The organism is Luteimonas sp. MC1895 (assembly GCF_016457215.1).
In the GTDB taxonomy this organism is placed as follows: Bacteria; Pseudomonadota; Gammaproteobacteria; order Xanthomonadales; family Xanthomonadaceae; genus Luteimonas.
The window spans coordinates 316,370-342,242 of the sequence record NZ_JAEMDY010000002.1 but is presented as its reverse complement, the minus strand read 5'-3'; the positions used below and the strand labels follow the sequence as shown (position 1 = coordinate 342,242).

General features: G+C 71.5%; 23 protein-coding genes. 5 read left to right on the top strand and 18 right to left on the bottom strand.

Annotated elements, in window-relative coordinates:
* Positions 1-20: 20 nt before the first annotated feature.
* The 3 genes from JG616_RS07170 to JG616_RS07160 form a co-directional block, all read right to left on the bottom strand.
* Complete coding sequence (locus tag JG616_RS07170; RefSeq protein ID WP_199362511.1) at positions 21-1,391, bottom strand: DcaP family trimeric outer membrane transporter; 1,371 nt, start codon at positions 1,389-1,391, stop codon at positions 21-23.
* A 121-nt stretch (positions 1,392-1,512) separates the two neighbouring features.
* Positions 1,513-2,136, bottom strand: a complete 624-nt coding sequence (locus JG616_RS07165; RefSeq protein ID WP_199392146.1) for an exonuclease domain-containing protein — start codon at positions 2,134-2,136, stop codon at positions 1,513-1,515.
* Positions 2,137-2,145: 9 nt separating this feature from the next.
* On the bottom strand, positions 2,146-3,963 hold the full coding sequence (locus JG616_RS07160; protein ID WP_199392145.1) for a DUF294 nucleotidyltransferase-like domain-containing protein: 1,818 nt from the start codon (positions 3,961-3,963) through the stop codon (positions 2,146-2,148).
* A 111-nt stretch (positions 3,964-4,074) separates the two neighbouring features.
* Between JG616_RS07160 and acs the strand changes: the two genes are divergently transcribed.
* Together acs and JG616_RS07150 are read left to right on the top strand one after the other, a co-directional pair.
* On the top strand, positions 4,075-6,018 hold the full coding sequence (gene acs / locus JG616_RS07155; RefSeq protein ID WP_199392144.1) for an acetate--CoA ligase: 1,944 nt from the start codon (positions 4,075-4,077) through the stop codon (positions 6,016-6,018).
* A 6-nt stretch (positions 6,019-6,024) separates the two neighbouring features.
* On the top strand, positions 6,025-6,693 hold the full coding sequence (locus JG616_RS07150; protein ID WP_199362507.1) for a response regulator transcription factor: 669 nt from the start codon (positions 6,025-6,027) through the stop codon (positions 6,691-6,693).
* 37 nt (positions 6,694-6,730) lie between these two features.
* Here the strand turns inward: JG616_RS07150 and JG616_RS07145 are convergent, their stop codons facing one another.
* From JG616_RS07145 to JG616_RS07115, 7 genes are all read right to left on the bottom strand, one after another.
* Entirely contained in the window at positions 6,731-10,201 is a 3,471-nt protein-coding gene (locus JG616_RS07145; RefSeq protein WP_199392143.1) for a PAS domain-containing hybrid sensor histidine kinase/response regulator, read from the bottom strand.
* A gap of 236 nt (positions 10,202-10,437) precedes the next feature.
* Positions 10,438-10,602: a 50S ribosomal protein L33 gene (gene rpmG, locus JG616_RS07140; protein WP_199362505.1), complete on the bottom strand. Its 165-nt coding sequence runs from the start codon at positions 10,600-10,602 to the stop codon at positions 10,438-10,440.
* A gap of 10 nt (positions 10,603-10,612) precedes the next feature.
* Positions 10,613-10,849, bottom strand: a complete 237-nt coding sequence (gene rpmB / locus JG616_RS07135) for a 50S ribosomal protein L28 (protein WP_199362504.1) — start codon at positions 10,847-10,849, stop codon at positions 10,613-10,615.
* A gap of 329 nt (positions 10,850-11,178) precedes the next feature.
* The gene (locus tag JG616_RS07130) at positions 11,179-12,099 is read right to left on the bottom strand and encodes a ParB/RepB/Spo0J family partition protein (protein ID WP_199362503.1); all 921 of its coding nucleotides are present in this window, start codon (positions 12,097-12,099) and stop codon (positions 11,179-11,181) included.
* Positions 12,096-12,884: an AAA family ATPase gene (locus JG616_RS07125; protein WP_199392142.1), complete on the bottom strand. Its 789-nt coding sequence runs from the start codon at positions 12,882-12,884 to the stop codon at positions 12,096-12,098. The genes JG616_RS07130 and JG616_RS07125 overlap by 4 nt, the downstream gene beginning before the upstream one ends.
* A gap of 68 nt (positions 12,885-12,952) precedes the next feature.
* Entirely contained in the window at positions 12,953-13,594 is a 642-nt protein-coding gene (rsmG, locus tag JG616_RS07120) for a 16S rRNA (guanine(527)-N(7))-methyltransferase RsmG (RefSeq protein ID WP_199392141.1), read from the bottom strand.
* A gap of 53 nt (positions 13,595-13,647) precedes the next feature.
* A complete protein-coding gene (locus JG616_RS07115; protein WP_199392140.1) occupies positions 13,648-14,241 on the bottom strand; it encodes a 4'-phosphopantetheinyl transferase superfamily protein in 594 nt (197 codons plus the stop codon).
* Between the two features lie 114 nt (positions 14,242-14,355).
* Here JG616_RS07115 and JG616_RS07110 point away from each other — a divergent pair, with 114 nt between their 5' ends.
* The gene (locus JG616_RS07110; protein WP_199392139.1) at positions 14,356-15,735 is read left to right on the top strand and encodes an AMP-binding protein; all 1,380 of its coding nucleotides are present in this window, start codon (positions 14,356-14,358) and stop codon (positions 15,733-15,735) included.
* Between the two features lie 86 nt (positions 15,736-15,821).
* Entirely contained in the window at positions 15,822-16,088 is a 267-nt protein-coding gene (locus JG616_RS07105) for a GlsB/YeaQ/YmgE family stress response membrane protein (protein WP_199362498.1), read from the top strand.
* 63 nt (positions 16,089-16,151) lie between these two features.
* On the opposite strand, the gene xth is transcribed toward JG616_RS07105, so the two are convergent.
* Positions 16,152-16,922, bottom strand: coding sequence for an exodeoxyribonuclease III (gene xth / locus JG616_RS07100; protein ID WP_199392138.1), 771 nt, complete (start codon positions 16,920-16,922; stop codon positions 16,152-16,154).
* 41 nt (positions 16,923-16,963) lie between these two features.
* Positions 16,964-18,379, bottom strand: a complete 1,416-nt coding sequence (locus tag JG616_RS07095; RefSeq protein ID WP_199392137.1) for a coniferyl aldehyde dehydrogenase — start codon at positions 18,377-18,379, stop codon at positions 16,964-16,966.
* 32 nt (positions 18,380-18,411) lie between these two features.
* Between JG616_RS07095 and JG616_RS07090 the strand changes: the two genes are divergently transcribed.
* Complete coding sequence (locus JG616_RS07090) at positions 18,412-18,954, top strand: gamma carbonic anhydrase family protein (RefSeq protein ID WP_199392136.1); 543 nt, start codon at positions 18,412-18,414, stop codon at positions 18,952-18,954.
* A 229-nt stretch (positions 18,955-19,183) separates the two neighbouring features.
* On the opposite strand, the gene aroE is transcribed toward JG616_RS07090, so the two are convergent.
* From aroE to JG616_RS07060, 6 genes are all read right to left on the bottom strand, one after another.
* Positions 19,184-20,023, bottom strand: coding sequence for a shikimate dehydrogenase (gene aroE / locus JG616_RS07085; RefSeq protein ID WP_199392135.1), 840 nt, complete (start codon positions 20,021-20,023; stop codon positions 19,184-19,186).
* A 113-nt stretch (positions 20,024-20,136) separates the two neighbouring features.
* Positions 20,137-21,126: a porphobilinogen synthase gene (gene hemB / locus JG616_RS07080; protein WP_199392134.1), complete on the bottom strand. Its 990-nt coding sequence runs from the start codon at positions 21,124-21,126 to the stop codon at positions 20,137-20,139.
* Between the two features lie 109 nt (positions 21,127-21,235).
* Positions 21,236-22,849, bottom strand: coding sequence for a PA domain-containing protein (locus JG616_RS07075; RefSeq protein ID WP_343224993.1), 1,614 nt, complete (start codon positions 22,847-22,849; stop codon positions 21,236-21,238).
* Complete coding sequence (locus JG616_RS07070) at positions 22,846-23,271, bottom strand: hypothetical protein (RefSeq protein ID WP_199392133.1); 426 nt, start codon at positions 23,269-23,271, stop codon at positions 22,846-22,848. The genes JG616_RS07075 and JG616_RS07070 overlap by 4 nt, the downstream gene beginning before the upstream one ends.
* A gap of 203 nt (positions 23,272-23,474) precedes the next feature.
* Positions 23,475-24,494 (bottom strand): pteridine-dependent deoxygenase, encoded by a 1,020-nt coding sequence (locus tag JG616_RS07065; protein ID WP_199392132.1) that lies wholly within the window; start codon positions 24,492-24,494, stop codon positions 23,475-23,477.
* Positions 24,491-25,837 carry an NAD(P)/FAD-dependent oxidoreductase gene (locus JG616_RS07060; RefSeq protein ID WP_199392252.1) on the bottom strand — a complete coding sequence of 449 codons (1,347 nt, stop codon included), beginning with the start codon at positions 25,835-25,837 and terminating at the stop codon, positions 24,491-24,493. The genes JG616_RS07065 and JG616_RS07060 overlap by 4 nt, the downstream gene beginning before the upstream one ends.
* Positions 25,838-25,873: the final 36 nt, after the last annotated feature.

Below are 25,873 nucleotides of genomic sequence, written 5' to 3'. Positions count from 1 at the left end.
CTCAGCCCCCTATGCGGTGGTCAGAAGGTGTATTTGACGGTGGTCTGGATGCGCTTGAGGTCACCCTTGCGGCTGTCCTCGAGCTCGCGCTGGCCCCAGCCGATCTCCGCGCCGATGTCGAGCTTGGGAAACGGCGAATAGATCAGGTTGGCGTGGAAGGACTGCGCACGTTCGGTGGCGGCGAAACTGCCCGGGCCCCAGCCCGTGAGGCTGCGGTCGTTGTCGAACTCCGCCACCGAATACATCAGGTTGCTGCGCAGCTGGCCGTTGAACGCATGCCGCCAGGCGACGAAGCCGCCGGCACCGTCCTGCGCGTGCAGGTTGCCGTTGGCATCGACCACCGAGTCGGCGCCCAGGCCGAAGCCCAGGTAACGGCCGATGCCGCTGCCGTAGTTGGCCATCCAGCGGATGTCGTCGTTGGCGCCCATGTTGAACCGGCCGGACAGGCTGATCGCGGCGCCGGTGGCGGTCTCGTCCCCGGACTTGAGCTGGCGCACGAGGCCGGCGGCGCTGAAATGACCCCAGTCGCCCTTGGCCACGTAGCGCGCGGTCAGGTCGGGCAGGGTGTCGCTGCCACCGGTGTTGTTGCGCGCGGCGCTGGTGATGCTGCTGACCGTGGTGTGGGGGTTCTCCAGCGCCACCGAGAACGGGCCGCTGGTGTAGCGGAGCTGCGCCTGGCGCACGAAGGTGGTGCCTTCGGTGACGCCCACGAAGTCCACGGCTTCCGGCAGCGCGGCCACGTCCTGGAAGTTGGACCAGGTCTGGCCGGCCAGCCAGTTGTTCCAGCTCACGAAGGCCTGGCGCAGGGTGATGCCGTGGGTGTTGGTGTTGACCTCGTTGCCGAGGTTCGCGCTGCCGCCGCCGTACATGTCGGCCTCGATGTAGGCGCGGAACTTGTCGCCACCCTCGGTGGTGTGGTCGGCGGCGAACCAGAAGCGCGAGAACGCCGCGTGGACATCGGTGTACGCGTCGCTGTCGGGCTCCGCGCCGTTGGCGGTGACCGGGATCGTGCTCGGCACGTAGAACAGGCGGCCTGCGGAGCCCTCGGCGATCGCGCCGTCGCTGGTGTCGGTGACCATGGCGTCGAACTTGATGAAGCCACCGTAGGTGAACACCGCCTCCGGGTTGGCCAGGATCGGCTTGGACTGCACCGGCTTGACCGCCGGCTGCGCCACCTGGACCTGATCGAGCCGGCTCTGCGTCTGCGTGATGCTTTCCTGCTGCTGCTGCTGCCCCTGCAGCAGGGTCTGGATCTGCGCTTCGAGCTGGGCGACGCGTGCCTCCAGCTCCTGTTCCTTCGCGCTCTGCGCGAAGGCCATGCCGGGCGCGGCCAGCGCGACCAGCACCGCGATCGCCAGCAGTCGCCGTGAATTGCGTCGTTTCGTCGTCATCGCTCCCTCCCACAGGATGCCCGCGCAGCGCGCGGTGTCCCGAGCCTGACTGCGCGGCTGGCGCCCGGGTATTCGCCATTGGTCGAATACCCGGGCGGTCCGGATGGCGTCGCGTGGCGCCCTATCGGCCGGCGATGTGCCTGTGCGGCGCCGGCGGCGATTGCAGCGCGAGCCAGCACAGGCCCACGGTGACCGCGTCCCCCAGCGCGCTGTGGCGGCCGAGCACCGGGACGCCCAGGCTGCCGGCGATGTGCCCGAAGTCGAGGTTGGGCGGCGCGTTGGGCGCGGCGCGGCGCGCGCGCGCCGCGAAGGCGTCTGCCAGGTCCACGCGCGGGTTGGGCAACCCGAATCCGGTGAGGCCGCGCACGTGCGGCGACAGCATCGCCAGGTCGAAGGCCAGGTGGTAGCCGAGCAGGGTCCGCCCTTCCAGCCAGTGCAGGAAGTCGCGCACCGCGGCCGTGACCGCGACGCCTTCGGCGGCCTCGTCGGGGGTGATGCGGTGGTGGCGGATGGACTCGATGCCGAAGGTGCGGTCGGCGCGGATGCGGCGCTCGAAGCGTTCGGAGGTGACCACCCGCCCGCCGCGCACCGGGACCGCGGCGAGGCTGAGGATGTGGTCCTGCCTCGGGTCCAGCCCGGTGGTTTCCAGGTCCAGGCTGACCCATTCCGCAGGGGGGGCGGGCCGCAGCAGCCCGGCCCACTCGCCCTGGCCGGCCTTGCGTCGCAGCCACCAGCGTCGGACCACGCGCATATCCTAGTCCCGCAGGTGGAAGCTTTGGCGGATGTGGCCGCGGAAGTCCTTCACCACGTGCAGCGCGTCGCGCATCAGCTCGCGGTCGAGCCGGCGCAGCCGCGACGGATCGATGTGGTTGCCGGGCGTTTCGCCGGCGTCCAGGGCGGCGAGCTGCGCGTCCAGGCGCATGTGCTGGAACACGTTGAGCGCCTGCGGCAGGTCGCGACCCAGGCCCGGCGACAGCTCGCCGCACTCGACCAGCGCGGCGCAGCGTTCGCGGCTTCCGGTGGCGGTGATCCCGCGGGCCAGCGCCAGGCAGCGCAGGCCATGGACCACCGGGAAGATGCCGCCCTTCTTGATGTCGGCACCGGCGCCACCGGCGCGCACCCGGCCGAAGAAGGTCAGCGGGGTGTCGAACTCGAGCGTGGCCGCAGCCAGGTGGTGGAGCAGGATCGCGTCGTCGCCCAGCGACATCAGCGCGCCCTTGACCGGGGCGAACAGCGCCGCGTTGCCGGCGATCGGCCGCGCGTCCAGCGCGATCGACAGGTCCAGCGCGCCCTGGCCACCGTGCACGCGCTTCCACCGGCCGATGCGATCGCGCCACTGCGTCGCGCTCATCCTCCAGTGCGGATTGTCGACCATCACCCGGCCCGGGCAGGGCGGGTAGCCGATCCTGGCCAGTGCGGCGCTGAAGCGGTCCATCGCCTCGGCCAGCCCCGGCCAGTCGAGGTCGTCGGCCAGCACCAGGGCGTTGTCCTGGTCGGTCTTGAGCAGCTGTTCGCGGCGGCCCTCGCTGCCCATGACCAGCAGGCAGATGCGGTCGCGGAATTCCACCGGGACCATCAGATCGAAGACCCGGCGCATCACCAGGTTGTTGAGCGCGCTGACCAGCTCGCTCATGTAGGGGATGCGCGCGCCATGGGTGCTCAGGCTGCGCACCAGCCGGGTCATGCCGGAGGCGGCCTCGGCGATGGCGTCGACGTCCCGGGCGCGCGCCAGGCGCAGGCTGATCAGGTGCGAATGGCTGGCGAAGTGGGCCAGCACCTCGGCCATGCCGAGGGTGCCCGCCACCCGGCTGCCCTCGGTGACCACCACGCGTTCGATCTGGCGCTCGGTCATGTCGATCAGCGCCTGGAACAGCACTTCGCCCGTGCCGATGGTGGCCAGCGGGCGCGTGGCCAAGGGGCCGATCGGTGCGTCCAGCGGCAGGCGCTCCCGGGTCAGGGCATCCAGCAGGTCGGTGCGGGTGACGATGCCGGGGTCGTCGTGGGCGCGGTCGTAGACCAGCAGGCAGTCCACGCGTCGCTCGCGCAGGCGCGCGCTGGCCGCGGCGATGGTGGTCGTGCCATCGACGCGCTCGGGCGGCGCCAGGTCCGCCTCGCCGACCCGGATCACCATCAGCTCGCCGGCATCGCGCCGTTCGCTGCTGCTGGAGAGCCGGCCCTTGGTGGCCAGGCCTTCGTTGAAGTACGCGGCCACGCGCGGGTTGTCGGCCAGCAGCTGGCGGAACGTGGCGGCCGGGATCAGGTGGCTCAGGCAATCGCCCTCGCAGCGGTAGCTCAGGCGCGCGCGCCCGGCCATGACCGCCCAGGCGCCGATCACGTCGCCCGGCCCGTAGTCGGCGAAGCGCTCCTCGCGGCCGCGCTCGTCGACCTGGAAGGCGTGGACCAGGCCCTTGAGGATGACGACGACGTGCGGCGAGTCCTTGCCGGCTTCGATCAGCGTGGTGCCGCCGGGATGGAAGCCCATGTCGACGCTGGACTGCAGCCGCCGCCGCCCGGCGTCGTCGAGCAGGTCGAACGGCGGCAGGCTGAGGTCCAGGCCGGGGACGGGATCCATGGCTGCATTGTGCGGCGATCGCGCAAACGCGTGAGTAGACGAAGGTCTAAACCGCGTGCGGTTGCAATCCGGCAAACTGGACGCGCCACGTTTGCACTGGGGTGCGCCGCCATGTCCGATCTCTATCCCGTGCCCGCCGCGTTCGCCGCGCAGGCCAACGTCACCCGGGCCGACTACGCCCGGGACTATGCCGAGTCCATCCGCGATCCCGACGCGTTCTGGGGCCGCATCGCCGGTCGCCTGGACTGGATGACGCCGCCGACGCGCATCCGCGACGTCAGCTACGACCGCCAGAATTTCCAGATCCGCTGGTTCGCCGACGGCGAGCTCAACGTCAGCGTCAACTGCCTGGACCGCCACCTCGCCGCGCGCGGTGACAAGACCGCGCTGATCTTCGAGCCCGACGACCCGGGTGCCGACCCGCAGCACGTCACCTACCGCGAGCTGCACGCCCGCGTCTGCCGCCTGGCGAACGCGCTGCGCAACCTGGGCGTGGGCAAGGGCGATCGCGTCACCATCTACCTGCCGATGATCGTCGAGGCCGCGGTGGCGATGCTGGCCTGCGCCCGCATCGGCGCGATCCATACCGTGGTCTTCGGCGGCTTCTCCGCCAACTCCATCGCCGACCGTGTCCGCGACAGCGGCTCGAAGCTCATCATCACCGCCGACGAGGGCCTGCGCGGTGGCAAGCGCGTGCCGCTGAAGGCCAACGTCGACGCCGCGCTGAAGCTCCCCGGCACCACCACCGTGGAAACGGTCGTGGTTGTGCGCCACACCGGCGGCCCCGTCGACATGCAGATGCCGCGCGACCGCTGGTACGACGCCGTCACCGACGGGCAACCCGACACCTGCGAGCCCGAGCGCATGAACGCGGAAGATCCGCTGTTCATCCTCTACACGTCCGGCTCCACCGGCAAGCCGAAGGGCGTGCTGCACACCACCGCCGGCTACCTGCTGTTCGCGGCCTACACCCACGAATGCGTCTTCGACCTGAAGGACGACGATGTCTACTGGTGCACCGCCGACGTCGGCTGGGTCACCGGCCACAGCTACATCGTGTACGGGCCGCTCGCCAACGGCGCCACCTCGCTGGTGTTCGAGGGCGTGCCCAGCCATCCCGACAGCTCGCGCTTCTGGCAGGTCATCGATCGCCACCAGGTCACCATCTTCTACACGGCGCCCACGGCGATCCGCGCGCTGATGCGCGACGGCGACGCGCCTGTGAAGAAGACCTCGCGCAGGTCGCTGCGCCTGCTCGGAAGCGTCGGCGAGCCGATCAACCCCGAGGCCTGGCGCTGGTACAACGACGTCGTCGGCGAAGGCCGCTGTCCGATCGTCGACACCTGGTGGCAGACCGAGACCGGCGGCATCCTCATCTCGCCGCTGCCAGGCGCGATCGACGCCAAGCCGGGCTCGGCCACGCTGCCGTTCTTCGGCGTGCAGCCGGCGATCGTCGATCCGGCCGGGAACATCCTCGAGGGCGAGTGCGAGGGCAACCTCGTCATCCTCGATTCCTGGCCGGGCCAGATGCGCACCGTCTACGGCGACGACCAGCGCTTCTTCGACACCTACTTCGCCGCCTATCCGGGCATGTACTTCACCGGCGACGGCTGCCGCCGCGACGCCGACGGCTACTACTGGATCACCGGCCGCGTCGACGACGTGATCAACGTCAGCGGCCACCGCATCGGCACCGCGGAAGTCGAAAGCGCCCTGGTGCTGCACCCGAAGGTCGCCGAGGCCGCGGTCGTGGGCTTCCCGCACGACGTCAAGGGCCAGGGCATCTACGCCTACGTGACGCTCGTGGCCGGCGAGGTCGAGAGCGACGCGCTGCTCAAGGAGCTGGTGGCGCACGTGCGCAAGGAGATCGGCCCGATCGCCTCCCCCGACTTCCTGCAGTGGGCGCCGGCGCTGCCGAAGACGCGTTCCGGCAAGATCATGCGCCGCATCCTGCGCAAGATCGCCGAAAACGCGCCCGACCAGCTCGGCGACACCAGCACGCTGGCCGACCCGTCCGTGGTCGACGCGCTGCTGGGCAACCGGCGGGGTGCATAGACGCACGTGGCCACCCTGCTGATCGCCGACGACCACCCCCTGTTCCGCGAGGCGCTGCGGGGGGCGGTCGCGCGCGTGCTGCCAGAGGCCACGCTGAAGGAAGCCGACAGCGTGGAGAAGCTCTACGCGCTCGTCGAATCCGAGCCCGACGCGGACCTGCTGCTGCTGGACCTCAACATGCCCGGCGCCCAGGGCTTCAGCGCCCTCGTGCACCTGCGCGCGCAGCACCCCGAACTGCCGGTGGTGGTGGTCTCGGCGCGCGAGGAGCCTGCGGTGATGCGGCGCGCGCTGGACCATGGCGCGATGGGCTTCATCCCAAAGTCAGCCGATTCCGGCACCCTGGGCCGCGCGCTGGCGCAGGTGCTGCAGGGCGACCGCTGGGCGCCGCCGGCCGCGCTGGCGGCGCCCGCCGCGGACGCCGACGAGCACGATGCGGCGCAGCGCGTGGCCGGCCTCACGCCTCAGCAGTTCCGCGTGCTGCAGATGCTGGGCGCGGGCCTGCTGAACAAGCAGATCGCCTTCCAGCTCGGCGTGTCCGAGGCGACGATCAAGGCCCACATGACCGCGATCCTGCGCAAGCTCGGGGCGAGCAACCGGACGCAGGCGGTGCTGATCGCGGGCAAGCTTGCCCTCGAGCCGGGCGCGATCACGCCCCAGCCCGACGAGGGCGACTGAGCCGGTCGGGCCGCTCAGCCCTGGACGCCCGCCGGCATCAGGGCGTATGGCCGGCCACGTGCGCGCTCCTCTGCGCGGCCAGGAACGCCCGCAGCGACGCCGGCTTGATCGGCTTGGTCAGCACCCGGTAACCGCGCGCGCGCGCGTCCCGCTTCACCTGGTCGCTGCCGTCCGCGGTGACCAGGGCACCCGGCACGCGCGGGCCCAGCTCGCGCAGCGCGTCGAGCGTATCCAGGCCGTCCAGGCGGTCGTGCAGGTGGTAGTCGACCAGCAGCACGTCCGGCGCCTCCGCCATTTTCTCCAGCGCCTCGTCCACGGTGCTGGCGCGCAGCACCTCGATCTTCCAGCGCCCGAGCAGCACCGCCATGCCGGCGAGGATGTCGGCATCGTTGTCCACGCAGAGCACGCGCATGCCGTCGAGCGAATCGGGCAGGCGTGCCTCCGGCAGCGGCGCGACCGGCAGGACGGCGTGCGCCGAGCGCGGCGCGCGGATCGAGAACATGCTCCCGTGTCCGCTGCGCGACCGGACGTCCAGCGGGTGGCCGAGCACGTTGGAGATGCGCTGGCAGATCGACAGGCCCAGGCCCAGGCCCTGCGCGTCCCAGCTGCCCGGATGTTCGAGCCGGAAAAACTCGTCGAAGATCTGCTGAAGGTGGTATTCCGGGATGCCCGGGCCGGTATCCCAGACCTGGAGCTCCACGTGGCCGTCGCGCCGGCGGGCGGCCAGCACGATGCGGCCTTCGCGCGTGTAGCGAAGCGCATTGGCGAGGAAGTTCTGCAGCACGCGACGCAGCAGGCGGCGGTCGCTGCGCACCGGCAGCTGGCGACCATGCACGCGCAGGTCGATGCCCCGCGCGGCAGCGAGCGGCGCGTATTGCGCGGCGAGGTCGGCCAGGAGTTCGGCGGCGTCGAAGTCCGACAGCTGGGGCTGCAGCGCGCCGGCGTCCAGGCGCGACACGTCGAGCAGTCCTTCCAGCAGCTCCTCGGCGGCGCGCAGCGAGGTGTCGACGCGTTCGGCGAGGTGGCGCTGCTCGGCGGCAGTGTCGCTCTCGCGCAGTGCCGATGCGAACAGCCGCGCGGCATTGAGCGGCTGCAGCACGTCGTGGCTGACGGCGGCGAGGAAGCGCGTGCGCGAGGCCTGCGCGGCCTCGGCCTCGCGCGTGCGGACGGCGACGCGCTGCTCCAGTGTCTCGTTGACTTCGCGCAGCTCGCGCTCGACGCGCTTGTACTCGGTCACGTCGCTGTAGCTGGTGACGTAGCCGCCTCCCGGCAGCGGCTGGCCGCGGATCTCGACCACTTGCCCGGTCGAACGGACGCGCTCGAACACGTGCGGCGAGCCGGCGCGCATGTAGTCGATGCGCTTGGCGATTTCCGCTTCGACGTCCGGATGTCCGCCGCCCAGCTCGCCGCGCAGGGCGTTGTAGCGGATCAGGTCCGCTACCGGGCGACCGACGTACAGCAGGCCGTCCGGATAGTCGTACATCTCCTCGTAGCGGCGGTTCCAGGACACCAGGCGCATGTCCCGGTCCACCACGCTCACGCCCTGGTCGAGGTTGTCCAGCGTCGACGACAGGATGGCGCGATCGAAACGCAGGTCCGGTCCGGCCTCGTCAAGCACCGCCACCACCTCGGCCACGTCCATGCCGGAGCCCTTGAGCGCGCTGGTCATCACCAGTCGGGCCGACGAGGCGCCGATGGCCGCCGCCAGCAGGCGCTCGGTGAATTGCGCCCAGCTGCGGTCCGTGGGCTGGGCGGGATCGAGCGGGCGTTGGCTGGCCGCCGCGTGGTCGGAGAAGGCGCGGCGCGCGGTGGAGATGCCGACGATCCGGCCGGCCAGGGTCATGAGGTCCCCGAGCTGCACCGCGGAGTGCGAGGCGCCGCTCCCGATCGTGCGCTGGGAGGCGGCATAGGGATCCAGGAACGGGGCGGTGCGCAGCCGCTCCTCGAAGCTCGGCCGCCAGCGCGCCGAGACCAGGAACAGCGCGCCGACGTTGACCAGCAGCGACCAGAACGTGCCGTGGGTCAACGGGTCCCAGCCGGCCAGCCCGAACAGCTGGTGCGGGCGCAGCCAGTCGATGCCGAACGGGCCGGTGGCCAGCCACGCGTCGTCGAACCAGCCGGCTTCGGTCAGTGTCGGCAGCAGCATGGTGTAGATCCACATCGCGAAGCCGAGCAGCAGCCCCACCTCCACGCCCTGGCGGCTGGCGCCGCGCCAGTACAGCCCGCCGATCAGCGCCGGCGCGAACTGCGCCACCGCGGCGAAGGACATGAGGCCGTAGGACGCGAGCGTCGCGTCGCTGCCGCTGACCCGGTAGTAGCCCCAGGCCAGCGCGGCGAAGCAGATGATGGCCACCCGGCGGATCCACAGCACCGTGGAGGCGACGTTGCCGCCATGGCGCTGCGCCCAGCCGCGGGCGATCAGCGGCGGCATGATCAGGTCGTTGGAGACCATCGTCGCCAGCGCCACGCTCGACACGATGACCATGCCGGTGGCCGCGGAGAACCCGCCGACGTAGGCGAACAGCGCCAGCATGTCGCGCCCCTCGGCCAGCGGCAGTGCCAGCACCAGGGTATCGGCCGAGGCACCGGCGCCGGCGCCGGGGCTGGTGCCCGACATCGCCAGCCCGGCCGCCGCGATCGGCAGCACCGCCAGCGACACCAGCGACAGGTAGCCGCCGAACATCCAGCGCGCGCGCCGGATGTCGGCGACGTCGGTGCACTCGACCACCGCGACGTGGAACTGGCGGGGCAGGCAGATGATCGCGGTGAACGCGAGCAGGGTCTGGCCGATGAACCCGACCGGCGTCGCCTGCGACACCAGGGCGCTCGTGGCCCCGGCCACGTCCAGTCCACGCCCCGGTAGCCACGCCAGCGCGAACACGCCGACGAAGACCAGGGCCAGCAGCTTGACCATCGACTCCAGCGCGATCGCCAGCATCATGCCCGGCCGGTGCTCCGTGGCATCGACCTGGCGCGTGCCGTAGAGGATCGCGAACAGGGCCATCATCGCGGCGACGTAGAGCGCCGGGTCGCCGACGCTGGCGAGCAGCGGATCGCGTCCCCCGAGCACCTGCAGGCTGAGCGTCACCGCCTTGTACTGAAGCGCCAGGTAAGGCACCGCCGCGATGAGCGCGATCAGGGTCACCAGGGCGGCCAGCCGCTGCGCCCGACCGTAGCGGGCGGCGATGAAATCGGCGATCGACACCGTGGCCTGGGTCTGTGCCACCAGGGCCAGGCGCTCGAGGATGCGCCAGCCGAACAGCAGCATCAGCAGCGGGCCGAGGTAGATCGCAAAGTAGCCGATGCCGTTGCGGGCAGCGGACCCGACGGCCCCGTAGAAGGTCCACGACGAGCAATAGACGGCCAGCGACAGGCTGTAGACCAGCGGGCGCAGCCAGGTGCCTCCGGCGCGCATGTGCACGGGGTTCCGGTCGCCCCACCAGGCGACGAGGAACAGCAGGGCCGCGTAGCCCAGCGACACCAGCAGCAGGATCCAGCCCGGCAGCATGCGCGTTCCCCTCCCCGAGGACAGAAGGCCCACCCCGAATACTGTAGGAGCGGCTACAGCCGCGATTGACGGTCGCGCACGCCGATCGCGGCTGTAGCCGCTCCTACACGTCACCGGGTGAGGATACCGCGTGCCATCGCGGCCATGGCCGCTCCCCCCATCGCGGCATGGCCGCTCCCACAACGGAAAAGCCCGCCTTGCGGCGGGCCTTTCCTCGATCCTGCAAGGCCGTGTCCTTACTTGATCTTGCCTTCCTTGTAGATCACGTGCTTCCGGACGACGGGATCGTACTTCTTGATCTCCATCTTCGCGGGCGTGTTCTTCTTGTTCTTGTCGGTGGTGTAGAAATGGCCGGTGTTGGCCGAGGAGATCAGTCGGATCTTGTCGCGCTTGCTGGGCATGGTCGGGTCCTCAGATCTTCTCGCCGCGGGCACGCAGCTCGGCCAGGACCGAGTCGATGCCATTCTTGTCGATGGTGCGCATGGCATTGGCCGACACGCGCAGCTTCACCCAGCGGTTTTCGCTGGCGACCCAGAACCGGCGCTCGTGCAGGTTCGGGAGGAAGCGGCGACGGGTCTTGTTGTTGGCGTGGGAGACGTTGTTACCCGTCTGCACGCCCTTGCCGGTGACCTGGCAAACTCTGGACATAACGCACCTCGATGGTGTCTTGGGTGTTCCCCATGGCCTGGGGGACGGCGGCCCCGGCAAGCCCAGTGGGCATGCCGTGCGAAACGGGTCAAGGCCGCTGCCGGGCGTGGCGCCGGATCGCACTCCGGGCCGCCGGGGCCACCCGCGAGGGGCAGCCGGACGCAGCGAGCCAAGCATTATGCGGGCCCACGCCCAGCCGTGCAAGCAAGCCACTCCCTGTAGGAGCGGCTACAGCCGCGATCGGGGTTGCCGTAGCACCTCGCCATCGCGGCTTTAGCCGCTCCTACAGGGGCGTGGCGAGTGGCGCGGCGCAGGCCGCCAGGCCACGCTCAGCGCTGGCCGCGCAGGCGCTCCAGCACGCCGTCCAGGGTGTCGAGGTCGCTGTAGTGGATCACCAGCTTCCCGCGGTTGCCGCGGCCGTGGGCGATGCTGACCTTGGCCGCCAGCGCCTCCGACAGCTCGTTCTCCAGCGCCAGGATGTCGGCCTGGGGGCGCGCCTTGCTGCCTCCGGCCTTCTTCTTGGCCGTGGCCGGTACGCGGCCGGCTGCGAACTGCTGGGCGCGGTGTTCGACCTCGCGTACCGACCAGCCGTGTTCGGCGGCGTCGGACGCCAGCCGGCTGGCCAGATCAGGGGACAGGGTGAGCAGGGCGCGAGCATGGCCCATCTCCAGCCGCCGGGCTTCCACCAGCGCGCGGATCGCCGGCGGCAGCTCGAGCAGGCGCAGCAGGTTGGACACCGCCGCGCGCGAACGGCCCACGGCCTCGGCGGCCGCGGCATGGGTCAGGTCGAACTCGTCGATCAGGCGCTGCAGCGCCTGGGCCTCCTCCAGTGGATTGAGGTCCTCGCGCTGGATGTTCTCGATCAGCGCCATGGCCACGACCGTGCGGTCGTCGACCTCGCGCACCACCACCGGGATTTCCGCCAGGCCGGCCTCGCGCGAGGCGCGCCAGCGGCGCTCGCCGGCGATGATCTCGTAGGTGCGGTCCGGGAGCTGGCGCACCACGATGGGCTGGATCACGCCCTGGGCGCGGATCGACTCGGCGAGTTCGGTCAGCTTGGCCGGGTCCATGTGGCGGCGCGGCTGGTACTTGCCGGGGCCCAGCGCGTCGACCGGCAGGGTGCGCAGGGTGTCGCCGGGGCGCGCTTCCAGCGCCGGCGCCTCTTCCGCGGCCTTGGGTCCCAGCAGCGCCTCGAGTCCACGGCCGAGCCCGCGCTTCTTCGCCGGTGCCGGCTTCCTGCCTGCGGTCATGCCGCCTTCTCCTTCTGTTCGCGCTCGCGCTGGCGGCGGATCATTTCGCCGGCCAGGCCAAGGTAGGCGATCGCGCCGCGCGATGCGCGGTCGTAGCCGACGATGCTCTGGCCATGGCTCGGCGCCTCGGCCAGGCGCACGTTGCGCGGCACGATGGTGCGGAAGACCTTGTCGCCGAAGTGCTCGACCAGCTCCGCCGAGACCGCGTTGGCCAGGTTGTTGCGCACGTCGAACATGGTGCGCAGCACGCCCTCGATCTCCAGCGCGGGATTGAGCTTCTGCTTCAGCGCATCGATCGTCTGCAGCAGCGAGGTCAGGCCTTCCAGCGCGTAGTACTCGCACTGCATCGGCACCAGCACGCTGTCGGCGGCGGTGAGCGCGTTGAGCGTGAGCAGCGACAGCGCCGGCGGGCAGTCGATGATGATGTAGTCGTACCCGGGGCGCAGGGTGTCGAGCGCGCGCTTGAGCCGCTGCTCGCGCCCTTCGAGATCCATCAGCTCGATCTCGGCCGCGGTCAGGTCGGTGTTGCCGGGCATCAGGTCGAAGCCCTCGGGTGTGCGGACCACCGCGTCGGCGGCCTTGACGTCCTCCAGCAGCACGTCGCAGGTCGAGGCCGACAGCTCGCGCTTGTCGACGCCGCTGCCCATGGTCGCGTTGCCCTGCGCGTCCAGGTCGACCAGCAGCACGCGCCTGGGCGTCTGCGCCAGCGCGGAGGCAAGGTTCACCGCCGTGGTCGTCTTTCCGACGCCGCCCTTCTGGTTGGCGATGGCGATGATTCGGGCCATGGGCTCGTCTGCCTCGATGCGGGATGCCGCGGGAATCCCCGACCCGGAATCCCCGGCCGGGCCGATGATTATGCCCCGCCCGGCGGCGACCGGCCCACCACCACCAGATGCCGCTCGGCCGCGAGTCCCGGCACGGCCAGCGGATGGATCGCCTCGACCTGCCAGCCCGCGGGCAGCGCGGCGATCTCGGCGTCCGGACGCACGCCCTTCATCGCCAGGAGCCGGCCGCCCGGCGCCAGCAGGTGGCCACCGGCGGCGATGATGTCGCCCAGGGTGGCCATCGCGCGGGCGGTGATCGCGTCGAAGGCGGCCGGCATGTCCACCGCCTCGGCGCGCGACTCGGCGACCCGTGCATTGGCCAGTCCCAGGCTGCGCACGGCCTCGCGCAGGAAGCGCGCCTTCTTGCCGTTGGATTCGACCAGGGTGACGGCGAGTCCGGGCCGTGCGATCGCCAGCGGGATGCCGGGCAGGCCGGCGCCGGTGCCGAGGTCGGCCAGCCGGGCGACGCCGTCCATGTGCGCGTGCATCGACAGCGAATCGAGCAGGTGCAGGGTGACCATCTCGCCCGGATCACGGATCGCGGTGAGGTTGTAGGTCCGGTTCCAGCGCGCGAGCAGGTCGAGGTAGCGGCGCAGCGGCAGGGCCAGCGCGGGATCCAGGCCCAGCGTGGCCAGGCCGGCATCGAGCGTTGCGTGGGGATCGTCAGACATGCGGCATTGTAGGTGCAGGCCCGGCAGGGCAGGCCTGGCAGGGCCCACCCGGCTCAGCCCCAACGTGCGCGCCAGGCGACGGTGGCGAGGTAGGCGGGCGCGGGGCGGAAGGTCCGCAGCGACCAGTCCGCCGGCGCGCCCAGCGCCGGGTCGCAGTCGACCAGCCGCCAGTCATCGCCTTCGGGCGCAAAGGCCAGCAGGTGCAGGCCGAAGGACAGGCCCTGCCCGTGGGCCTTCAGCACCGCCTCCTTGGCGCACCACAGGCGCACGAAGGCGGCTTCGCGCCGGTCCTGGGACATCGCCGCCAGCGCCGCCGCCTCGGCGGGGGCGAAGAAGCGGTTGGCCAGCACCTGGGCCTTGGGCCGCGGCCGCCGCACTTCCAGGTCGATGCCGACCCGCAGGTCGTGCGCCAGCGCCATCAGCAGGCCTTCGCCGCTGTGGCTCCAGCTCGCGTCCCACCCGCCGTGGACCGGGTCCAGGCAAGGCCGGCCCTGCGCGGTGCGGCGGATGACCAGGGCCTCGGCGGTCGTGCCGAGCTGCTCCGACAGCCAGTCCCGCACCAGCGGCTCGGCAGCCTGCCCGTGGCGGTAGGGCCGCCACGCGCAGCGGACGGGCCCCAGCTGGAGTTGGCCTGGCGCAAGCGGCATCGACGCGGGTCCTTTGGAGCGGGGCGGGCGCCCAGCGTAAAGTAACCGCCCCGGCGGCCAGGCGTTCCGGCGGGAGTCACGGGGGGCGCAGGCGCGTCCGGGAGAATCGAGCGCATGTCGGCAGTGATCAGCATCAACGGGCGGGAGGACGCCGGCGGCACGCGCTCGCCGGTGGTGAGCGGGTCCCCGGACCGGCCGCTGGCCTTCGGCGCCACCGGCGGCGTCGCGCTGCAGGATTTCCTTGCCGACGTGCGCGGCGTGGCCGCGCTGCTGCCGGACCGTCCGTTCGCGGTGAACCTGTGCGAGGACCGCTACCGCTTCCTGGTCGCCTTCGCCGCGGCCGCCGTGCGCGGCCAGGTCACCCTGCTGCCGCCCTCGCGCACGCGCGCGGCGATCGACGAGGTCCGCGCCCACCATCCCGACAGCTATTGCCTGGGCGACGCCGATGCCTGCGGCTGCGAGGACATCGCGCCGTTGCCGCACTACCTGCGGCTGCCCGACCTGCTGCCGCGTGGCGAAGGCGGCATCCCCGACGTGGCCGACGATGCCGTGGTCGCCATCGGCTACACCTCGGGCAGCACCGGCGCGCCCAAGGCCAACCTGAAGACCTGGGGCAGCTTCGCCGCCAGCACCGCGCAGAACATCGCCGCGCTGGACGGCCTGCTGCCGGGCGATGGCGGCACCGCCCACGTGGTCGCCACCGTGCCGCCGCAGCACATGTACGGGATGGAGATGTCGGTCCTGCTGCCGCTGGTGGGCGGCGTGGCCGTGCACGAGGCGCGCCCGTTCTTCCCGGTCGACATCGCCGCCGCGCTCGCTGGCGCGCCGCTTCCGCCGCTGCTGGTGACCACGCCGGTCCACCTGCGGGCCCTGGTGGAGTCGGGCGTCGCGCTGCCGCCGCTGGCCGGCATCGTCGCTTCCACCGCCCCGTTGCCGCCGGCCCTCGCCGCCGCAGCCGAAGCCGCATTCGGCTGCGAGGTGCGCGAGCTCTTCGGCTCCACCGAGACCTGCATCCTGGCCCGCCGGCGCACCGCGCTCGACGACGCCTGGACCCTGCTGCCCGGCGTCGAGCTGCAGCCCCAGCCCGACGGCACGCTGGTGCGCGCCGCCCACCTGGCCGAGGCGGTGGCGCTGGCCGACATCGTCGAGCTGCTGGACGGGGGACGCTTCCGGCTGCGCGGCCGCCAGTCGGACCTGCTCGAGATCGCCGGCAAGCGCGCCTCGCTCGGTGACCTGACCCATCGCCTGCTGGCGATCCCCGGCGTGCGCGACGCGGCCCTGCTGCAGCTCGAGCCCGATGCCTGCGGCGTGCGCCGGCTGGCCGCCGCGGTGGTGGCGCCGGGCATGTGCGAGTCCTCGATCCGCGAGGCCCTGCGCCAGGCGGTGGACCCCGTCTTCCTGCCGCGCCCGCTGCGCGTGGTCGGCTCGCTGCCGCGCAACGAGACCGGCAAGCTGCCGCGCAAGGCCCTGCTGGAGCTGCTGTCCGCGCTCTGAATGCGGACGGCGCGCCCCTACGCGGCCATCACGGCCTTCTCCCCAGACTGGCGCCGCGCCGCTGGGGCGAATGACAGGGAGACAACATGAACATCATCATCTGGTTGATCATCGGCGGCATCGTGGGCTGGCTGGCCAGCATCGTCATGAAGCGCGACGGTCAGCAGGGCATCCTGCTCAACATCATCGTCGGCATCGTCGGTGCGTTCATCGGCGGCTGGCTCATCGGCCCGCTGCTGGGTGCCGGGTCGATCAACGACGGCATCAGCGTCATGAGCTTCATCGTCTCGCTGCTGGGCGCGATCATCCTTCTGGCGATCGTGAACCTGTTCAAGCGGGGCAGCGTGCGCTGAGCCATCGCGCAGGCGAACCAGGCGAAGGCCCGGCCATGTGCCGGGCCTTCGCCGTTTCGGGCCTCAGCCCAGTTCCACCCAGGCCGGGGCGTGGTCGCTGGGGCGCTCCCAGGTGCGTGGTTCGCGGTCGATGCCCGAGGCCGTGGCTTCCGCCCGCAGCGCGTCGGAGACCAGGGTGAGGTCGATGCGCAGGCCCATGTCGCGCCGGAACGCCGCCTGGCGGTAGTCCCACCAGCTGAACACGCCGGCTTCGGCGCTATGCAGGCGGAAGGCGTCGTGCAGGCCGAGGTCGAGCAGCGCACGCAGCGCGTCACGCTCCGCGGCCGAGGTCAGGATGTGGCCTTCGTTCCAGAGCTCCGGGTCGTGCACGTCGCGGGCGTCGGGCGCGATGTTGAAGTCACCCAGCACCACCATCCGCGGATGCCGCTGCAGCTCGGCGGCCAGCCAGTCGCGCACCGCCGCCAGCCAGCGCAGCTTGTAGGCGTATTTCTCGCTGCCCACCGCCTGGCCGTTGACCACGTACAGGTTGACGATGCGCACGCCGCCGACGGTGGCCGCGATCGCCCGCTGCTGCTCGTCCTCGTAGCCGGGGATGCCGTACTGCACCTCGTCGATGGCGCGTTCGCGCGCGAGGATGGCAACGCCGTTGTAGGTCTTCTGGCCGCAGAACACGCTGCGGTAGCCCAGCGCGGCCAGCGCGTCGTCGGGAAAGCGCAGGTCCTCGAGCTTGGTTTCCTGCAGGCCGACGACGTCGGGCGCGAACGCGGTCAGCCACTGCTGCAGATGGGGCAGGCGGACATTGAGTGAATTGACGTTCCAGCTGGCGATTTTCATGCGGCGATGATCGTCCGTCGGCCCCGCCCAGGGCAAACGCGTCAGCGCGCCAGGAGCCGCACCAATCGGTCCGGCAGGCCACGCCAGGGCGGACGCAGCAGGTCGCTGGCGGCGAGGCGGCGCTGCCACAGCACCGGCATCGCCTTGGTCATGGCGTCGAAGCCGGCGCGTCCGTGGTAGGCGCCCATGCCGCTCGCGCCCACGCCGCCAAATGGCAGGCCATGCGCGGCGAAGTGCAGCAGGGTGTCGTTGACGGTGACCCCGCCGGCGACGACCTGCCCCAGGATGGCCTCGACCGTCGCGCGGTCGTGGCTGAAGGGATACAGCGCCAGCGGCCGCTCGCGCCGGCGCACGAAGGTGATCGCGTCTTCCAGACGGTCGTAGGCGATCACCGGTAGCACCGGTCCGAAGATCTCCCCCTGCATCAGCAGGGCGTCGTCGCCTGGATCCAGCACCACGGTCGGCGGAATGATGCGGTGGCGCACAGCAACTGCAGGGTCCACGTCGGCGAGTTCGATCACCTCGAGCCCGCGGGCGCGGGCATCGTCCACCAGCGCGCGCAGCCGGCGATGGTGATCGCCGTTGATGATCCAGGTGTAGTCCGACGAGGCCGCGAGGTCGGGGTAGCGCGCGCGGACCTCGGCGCGCAGCGCCTCGACCAGGGCGTCGCGGGAGCCGCGCGCCACCAGCACGTAGTCCGGCGCGATGCAGGTCTGCCCGGCGTTGAACCACTTGCCGGTCGCCAGCCGCGCGGCGGCCTTCGCCGGCGGGAAGTCCGCGGCGACGATCGCCGGCGACTTGCCGCCGAGTTCCAGTGTCAGCGGGGTCAGGTTCCGCGCAGCGGCGGCCATGACCTTGCGGCCGACGGCGGTCGAGCCGGTGAACACCAGATGGTCGAAGGGCAGCGCGGAGAAGGCCGACGCCAGCTCCGGGCCACCCAGCGCCACCGCCACGCGGTCGTCCGGGAACACCGAAGCCAGCAGCTCGCGCAGCCAGGCCGAGGTGCGCGGCGCCTGCTCGGACGGCTTGAGGTGGACGTGGTTGCCGGCCGCGATCGCGGTGGCCAGCGGCGCCAGCGCGAGGACCACCGGGTAGTTCCAGGGCGACATGACGCCGACGACACCGAGCGGCTCGCGCCTGACTTCCGCGCGTGCCGGCCACAGCCGCCAGCCGGCCTCGCCGCGTTCCGGACGCATCCAGCGGCCCAGCGAGCGCCGCAACCGGAGCACTTCCGACACCACGCCCATGCTTTCGGCCAGGAGCGTCTCGTGCGTGGAGCGATGGCCGAAATCGGCGTCGATGGCATCCACCATCGCGGCGCGCCCTTCGCGCAACGCCCCGGCCAGGCGATCGAGGTCGGCGCGGCGCTGGCGCGCGTCTGGACGCCTGGCTTCCCATGCGCCGCGCAGGCGGTCGAGCGTGGGCCGCAGTGCGTCCACCGGAGTCTGGTCATCCATGCGCGCGACTATAGCGGGGCTAGAATCCGCACATGGCCAACAACATCCGCCCCTTCCGCGGCACCCTGCCCACGCTCGGCGCGCGCGTCTACGTCGACCCTGCGGCCACGCTCATCGGCGACGTGGCGGTCGGCGAGGACAGCTCGATCTGGCCGGGGACCGTAGTGCGCGGCGACGTCAATTTCGTGCGCATCGGCGCGCGCTGCAACCTGCAGGACGGCACCATCGTGCACGTGAGCCACCGCGGCCCGCATTCGCGCATGGACGGCTACCCGACCCTGATCGGCGATGACGTCACGATCGGGCACGGCGCGATCGTGCATGCCTGCCGCATCGGCAACGGCGCGCTGATCGGAATGGGCGCCACGGTGATGGACGGGGTGGTGGTCGAGGACCATGGCTACGTCGGGGCCGGTGCGCTGGTGCCGCCGGCCAAGGTGGTGCGCAGCCGCGAACTCTGGCTGGGCAATCCGGCCAGGATGGTGCGGGTGCTCGACGACGCGGCGGTCGAGGGCCTGCTCTACAGCGCCGCGCACTACGTGCGGCTGAAGGACGAGTACCTCGCCGCCGGCTGAGGAACGGGTGCCTTCCAGCATGGAAACAGCTTGACTGTAGGAGCGGCTACAGCCGCGATCGGTCGTCATCGCGGCTATAGCTGCTCCTACAGCGGCGATCGGTCGTCATCGCGGCTATAGCGCTCCTGCAGCGGCGATCGGCAGCCATCGCGGCTATAGCCGCTCCTACAGCGGCGATCGGCAGCCATCGCGGCTATAGCGGCTCCTGCAGGGAGCAAGCGGTGGCGGATCAGTCCGCGGTCACGAGGTGCGCGTGCTCGGCGCGCAGCTCGCCGTAGATGTCGTCGGTCTCGGGGCGGAGGCCGTGCCAACGGGCGAACGAAAGCGCCGCCTGCTCCACCAGCATCCCCAGGCCGTCGACCACGGCATAGGCACCGCTCGCCCGACCCCAGGCGAGGAACGGCACGGCGGCCTCGCCGTAGTTCAGGTCGACCGCCGCCATCCGCCGGCCGACCAGCGAGCGCGGCAGCTGCGGCAGCCCGTCGCCGCGTGCGGCCGAGGTGGCGTTGACCACCAGCTCGAACTCGCCGAGCGAGCCGATGTCGGACAGATGCCGCGGATGCACGCGTCCCGGTTGGCCGAGCAGGTCGGCGAGCGCATCGGCGCGGCTGGAGGTGCGGTTGACGATGTAGAGGTCGCCGATGCCGGCATCGAGCAGCGCCGGGGCAACCCCGCGCGCGGCGCCGCCGGCCCCCACCAGGAGGGTGCGGCGCGCGCGCAGGTCCAGCGCATGGCGGCCGGTGAGGTCGCGCACCAGGCCGTCGCCGTCGGTGTTGTCGCCGTGCCACTGGTCGCCGTTGCGCACCAGCGTATTGACCGCGCCGGCGCGCCGGGCGCGTTCGGTGACGTCGTCGCAGAGCGCCAACGCCTCCTGTTTCAGCGGCAGGGTGACGTTGGCACCGGCGCCACCATGCGCGGCGAATGCGGCCAGGCGCTCGCGGAACTCGCCGATGTCGGCGTCGATCGCGCGGTAATCGATGGCGATGCCGGTCTCCCGGCCGAAGGCGGCGTGGATGCGCGGCGACAGCGAGTGCGCGACCGGATGTCCGAACACGGCGTAGTGCTTCATGACGGCCTCCCGCAAGCGTGCGGCGCGCGATGCGCCACACCCTCCGCCAGTCTACGCCCGCTGTGGTCGGTCCCGCAGGCTGGCGCTGCAGCCCGTTCCAACGGGAGCGGCGGTCAGCGCTCGCGCAGCCAGCGCGCCGCGTCGAGCGCGAAGTAGGTCAGCACGCCGTCGGCGCCGGCGCGCTTGAAGCCGAGCAGGGCTTCCATCGCGCAGGCGCGGCCGTCCAGCCAGCCGTTGGCTTCGGCGGCCTTGAGCATCGCGTACTCGCCGCTCACCTGGTAGGCGAAGGTCGGCACGCCGAAGCTGTCCTTCACCCGGCGCACCACGTCCAGGTAGGGCATGCCCGGCTTCACCATCACCATGTCGGCGCCCTCGTCGAGGTCGGCGGCCACCTCGCGCAGCGCCTCGTCGATGTTGCCGGGATCCATCTGGTAGGTGCGCTTGTCGGCCTTGCCCAGCGCCGATGCGCTGCCCACGGCGTCGCGGAACGGGCCGTAGAAACTCGACGCGTACTTGGCGGCATAGGCGAGGATGCGGGTGTGGACGTGGCCGTCCTCCTCCAGCGCCATGCGGATCGCGCCGATGCGGCCATCCATCATGTCGCTGGGCGCCACCACGTCGGCGCCGGCGCGCGCGTGTGACAGCGCCTGCTTCACCAGCGCCTCGACGGTGACATCGTTCTGCACGTAGCCGGTGTCGTCGACGATGCCGTCCTGGCCATGGCTGGTGTAGGGGTCCAGCGCCACGTCGGTGATCACGCCCAGCTCCGGGAAGCGCGCCTTCAGCGCGCGCACCGCGCGCTGGCACAGGCCCGCGTCGTCCCACGCGGCGGTGGCGTCGAGCGACTTGGCCCCGGGCGCGGTGACCGGGAACAGCGCCAGTGCCGGCACGCCCAGTTCGCAGGCCTGCTCGGCCTCTCGCAGCAGCTCGTCGATCGACATGCGCTCGATGCCCGGCATCGATGGCACCGCCACGCGCCCGTCGGGCTCGTGCACGAACACCGGATAGATGAGGTCGTCGACGGTCAGCGTGTGTTCGCGCATCAGGCGGCGCGAAAACGCGTCGCGGCGCATGCGCCGGAAGCGGAGGTCTGGATAGGTCATGGGCGGCATTCTACGCCCGTCCCGTGGCTCGGGCCCCGGGCCCCGGCCGCCGCCCGGGCATGAAAAAGCCGGCGCCACGAGGGCGCCGGCCTGGCTCACGATGGAACGATCAGCGCTTGGTGCAGAACGTCACGGCGCTCGCCTTGGACCTCGGCACGAAGCCGAGCTCACGCAGGCGGTTGACGAAGGGCGCGATGCAGCTGCGGTACGCGGCGGTGCCACCACCGTGCGTGTCGCGGCACAGCGAGTCGGCCGCCTGCAGGTTGGCGCCGCCGATCAGGCCCACGCCTTCCACGGCCGGCACGCCGGTGTTGCAGGTGCCGCCGTTGGTGGTCGCGTTGCCCGCGTTCACCGTCCAGCCCAGGTCCTGGTACAGGGCCGGGGTCAGGTCGAGGCGGAAGTTGCTGTCCAGGTCCTGGTTGATCGACGGCTCCATCAGCGCGTTGGGCGTGTGGCTGATGTCGAAGTGCGAGAACGTGGAGCCCTGCGCCAGCGTGGCCGGTGCGTACATCAGCGCGCGGCCCGCGTCGTCGGTGCCGGCGAAGGCGCCTTCGACTTCCGTCAGCGCGACCGTCACGCCGGGGATGCCGGCCTTGAGGGTGGCGCCATCGGCCTGCGAGACGCTGATGGTCGGCACCGTGGCGGCCACCGTCGCGTCGTCGGCCATCTGGATCACGCCGGTCGTGTTGTTGGCGATGACCACGGCGACCGCGCCGGCGTCCTGCGCCAGCCTGGCCTTGATCTCGAAGGCGCAGGTGCCGCGGTCGACAATGGCGATCTTGCCGGCGTAGGCGTTGGCCGGCGAGGCCGCGCAGCCCTGGTTCGGCGTGGCGCTGCCGTCATTGACCAGCACCAGCGCGCCGCTGAAGTTCGCCGGCGTGGGCGCCGGGCCGAACGCCGCCGTGCCGTAGAGGAACGTGCCGCTGACGCCGCCGCCCGCGGTGAGCTCGATCTTCGGCGCCAGCGCCATCGGAACCTCGTCGGTGACCTGGGCGCCGGTCCACACCAGTCCGCCGCCGGTCGCCGCGGCGATGCGCTGGGCGTTGGTCATCGCGATCCAGTCGAGGCCGGTGATGTTGTCGCGGATGTTGCTGGAATAGATGTCCGGATAGCCGCCGTTGGGCGCGCCGGTGCCCAGGTTGTAGAAGCCCTGGAAGTTCAGGCCGTGGCCGATCTCGTGCATGACCACGTCGAGGAAGTTGATCCTGCCCGCCGGCGTGTTGCCGTCCAGGCCGTAGTACCAGCCCGAGGTCTCCAGGCAGCCGGTCGTACCGAGGTTGGCGTTGAAGTTGCTGTTGATCTCTTCGCCGCCCGCCTCAGGGGTCAGGTCCTCGCCGGCGAGGGCGTTGGCCAGCGCCGCGCCGTACCAGGTTTCCTGCACGGCGGCGTTGGGGAAGTTGCCGTGGAGGCTGCGGGTGCCGGCCGAGCCGAGAACGCCGCTGGTGGCCTCGCAGGCCAGGGGCGTGAATTGGGCACGGACGTGGATGTCCACGTCGCTCTCCAGCACGGCGCCCCAGAGGTCGGCGGCGAACTGGTAGGCGATGCGGCGCTGTTCGCCGACCGTGGTGCCGGGGTTGCCGCCCACCGGGGTGGCCGGCGTGGTGTCGTTGAGTCCGACGCCCGGGAGGTTCATGTTGACGGGGATGATGTTCGCGGCCGAGGCGGCGCCGATCGCGAAGGTCGAGGCGGCGGCAAGCGCGCAGGCGAGAAGGGTCTTGTTCACTTGACGGCCTCCACGGTGGTGGCCGGTGCAGCGTGGCCGTCGGCGTCGCCGTGGCTGATGACGATCGAGCCGTCCTCGAGCTGGGTGGCGATGACGTTCGACATCATGTCTTCGGACACGAGCATGGACATCTGGCCGTCCGGATGGCGACGGAAGGTCCGCAGCGCCTCGGCCCGGGTCTTCGGACCCGGCTTGGCGATGGACATCGAGTCGGCGGTGCGCACGCGCGTGGACACGGCGGTGCGCAGCTTGGCCTGTTCGGCCGCGGTCGGCGCGCGCAGGCGGCCGGTGGCGGGATCGATGGCGACGGTGACGCCGGCGTAGGAGCCGGTGGCGCCGGCCTCTTCGGTGACGGGCTCGGCCGCGTGTGCGGCGAAGCCGGCGCCAAGGCCGGCAAGCAACAGCAAGGTGGTGCATTTCATCGGGTGGTTCCTCGAAAACGAGACACCCGGAGACGTCGTGGCCGCAGCCGCGCCCCCCCGGACGGTGCCTCCAAGATCAATGCGAAAGGTAGGTGTTGCTTCTGGACCGCGTCACCGTGGTCCGTCCCGAGTCTGCAACGATTCCGGGGCTCCGCTCAATCGTGCGCTGCAGCAGTACGCCGCCGCATGTTCCGGGCCGCAATTCAGCCCGGCGGATGTCCGTGGACGCCATCGATCTCGACCGCCAGTTCGCGGCGGCAGATGGCCGCGTGCAGCAGCAGGCAGGGCACCGCATCGCCGAAGCGGCGCTGCAGGGCGTCGGCGACCGGCTGCAGGTCGTCGCGGTCGCGCACGTAGACCTTGAGCCGGGTTCCGGCACCGAAGCGCGGCGGCAGCGACAGGTCATGGCCGCGCGCCGCGCCGACCAGGGCATCGAAGTTGTGGAAGGTCTCGTCGAGCTGGGCCAGCAGTTCGCCGTGGTGCATCGAGGCATGGCCGACGATCGCCGCGGTGCCCGACAGCAGCAGCGGCATCGCGCTGCCGGCCGGAGGCAGCATCGCGCGCGCGAAGCTCGGAGACTGCGGGCCGTACTGGCGCGGGTAGCGGTACGCGCTCATCTGCCGCGGGTTCTCCACCGGCGTGCCGGGTGCGGCCGAGGACAGCCAGTACACCTGCACCACGCGCTCGCCGTCGCAGCGGCCGATCGCGGTCGCCGCGGGCAGGCTGCGCACGTCGAAATCGCCCAGGCCGCGCGCCCGCCCGACGCAGAACGCGCGGTAGCGCTCGTCGTCGCCCTCGCCGAAGGTGATCGCGTCGACGTAGTTCCAGATCCGCAGCAGGTGCGGCGTGCGGCTGCCGGCGGTGAAGGCCGCCATCCGTGCATAGGCGATGCAGGCGGCGGCCTGCACGTCGCCGTCCTGTTCGGGGACCTCGATCACGCCGAACATCAGCTCGCCGTCGCTGGCCCAGCGCACGCCGTCGTCGCAGCCGCGCATCACCGGCGCGTTCGCGCGCCAGACCTCGAACGGCGCCGCACCGTGTGGCTCGAGCGGCACGCGCAGGTAGCGCGGGTCGTCCAGGGCCGCGGGCGCCGCGTGGCCGAAGCCGAACACCGCCAGCACGTCGTCGCCACGCAGCAGCCCGAGCGGGGCGTCGGTCGCGACATAGTCCACGGCAAGCCGGGCCTGGCCGTTGCGCGCGGCGTCGTGCATCGGGCGGCTCATGATTCCTCCGCCTGCAGCGTCTCGCCGCTGAAGTCGACGCGCGACTGGCGCCGGCGCCGCAGGCCGTTGCGCAGCGCGCGCGGAAGCATCGCCAGCGAGGTCACGGCGTACAGCGCGCGGAACACGCGCAGCCGGCGGCGCACGCGCGGATTGTCGAAGACGTCGCCGGCCAGCATCGCGACCACGGCGTCCTCCACCTGCAGCACGTTCCTGGGATTGGCGAACAGGTGGCGCATCGCAGGCGAGGTGAAGCGGTAGATGAACCACTTGAACTCGTCGGTACCGGCGTCGATGTGCCGGCGCAGCGCCTGCTGCAGCGCGGCCTCGCGCGCGGGTTCGCGCAGCGCGGCGTCGACCATCCCGGCGGCCTGTTCCGCGCCGTGCATGCCCAGGAACACGCCGGAGGAAAACATCGGATCGACGAAGCAGTAGGCGTCGCCCACCAGCACCCAGCCCTTGCCGGCCATCTCGGTGCACTCGTAGGCGTAGTTGCCGGTGGCATGCACGTCCGCGCAGCGCGTCGCCGCGGCCATGCGCTGCGCCACCTCGGGCACCGTGCGCAGGGTGCGCATCAGGAAGCCCTCGCTGTCGCCGCGGCGGGTCTTCATGTAGTCGGGATAGCAGACCGCGCCGACGCTGGTGACGCCATCGGGCAGCGGGATCATCCAGATCCAGCCGTGCGCGTGGCGGTAGATGCTGACGTTGCCGGCGTCCACGCCTTCGCGGCGCTCGACGCCCTCGAAGTGGCTGAACAGTGCGGCCGACTGGTGGCGCGTGTTGCGGCGCTTGATCCGGCGCTTGCCGCCGAGGAAGGCGTCGCGCCCGCTGGCGTCGACCACGTAGCGGGCGCGCCAGCTGCAGGGCCCGTCCGGACCGATCGCGGAAACCAGGCTGCCGCCGCAGGCCAGCGGCTCGACGGACACCACCCGCAGCTGCTGGCGCGCATCGACGCCTTCTCCGGCGGCGTGCTCGAACAGCACCCGGTCGAAGTCGGACCGGCGCACCTGGAAGGCGTGGTCGCAGCGCGCGTCGAGCGCGCGCTCGAAGCGGAACACGTTGTAGCCGCCGCCATCCGCGGGGAAATCGGCCCCGGACTTGCGCACGCCGATCGCCGCGACCTTGTCCAGCGCGCCCATGCGCTCCAGGATCGGCAGGTTCATCGGCAGCAGCGATTCGCCGATGTGGAAGCGCGGGTGGGCGTCCTTTTCAAGCATCGCCACCCGCCAGCCGCGGCGCGCCAGGAAGGTCGAGGCCGTGCTCCCGGCCGGGCCGCCGCCGATCACGAGGACGTCGCAGTCCCGGGTCGGAGCGTGGGTGGTGCTGTCTTCGGCGGGGCTCTGCATTTCGCGGCGTGCGGCGGCCATGCGATCATCTGGGAC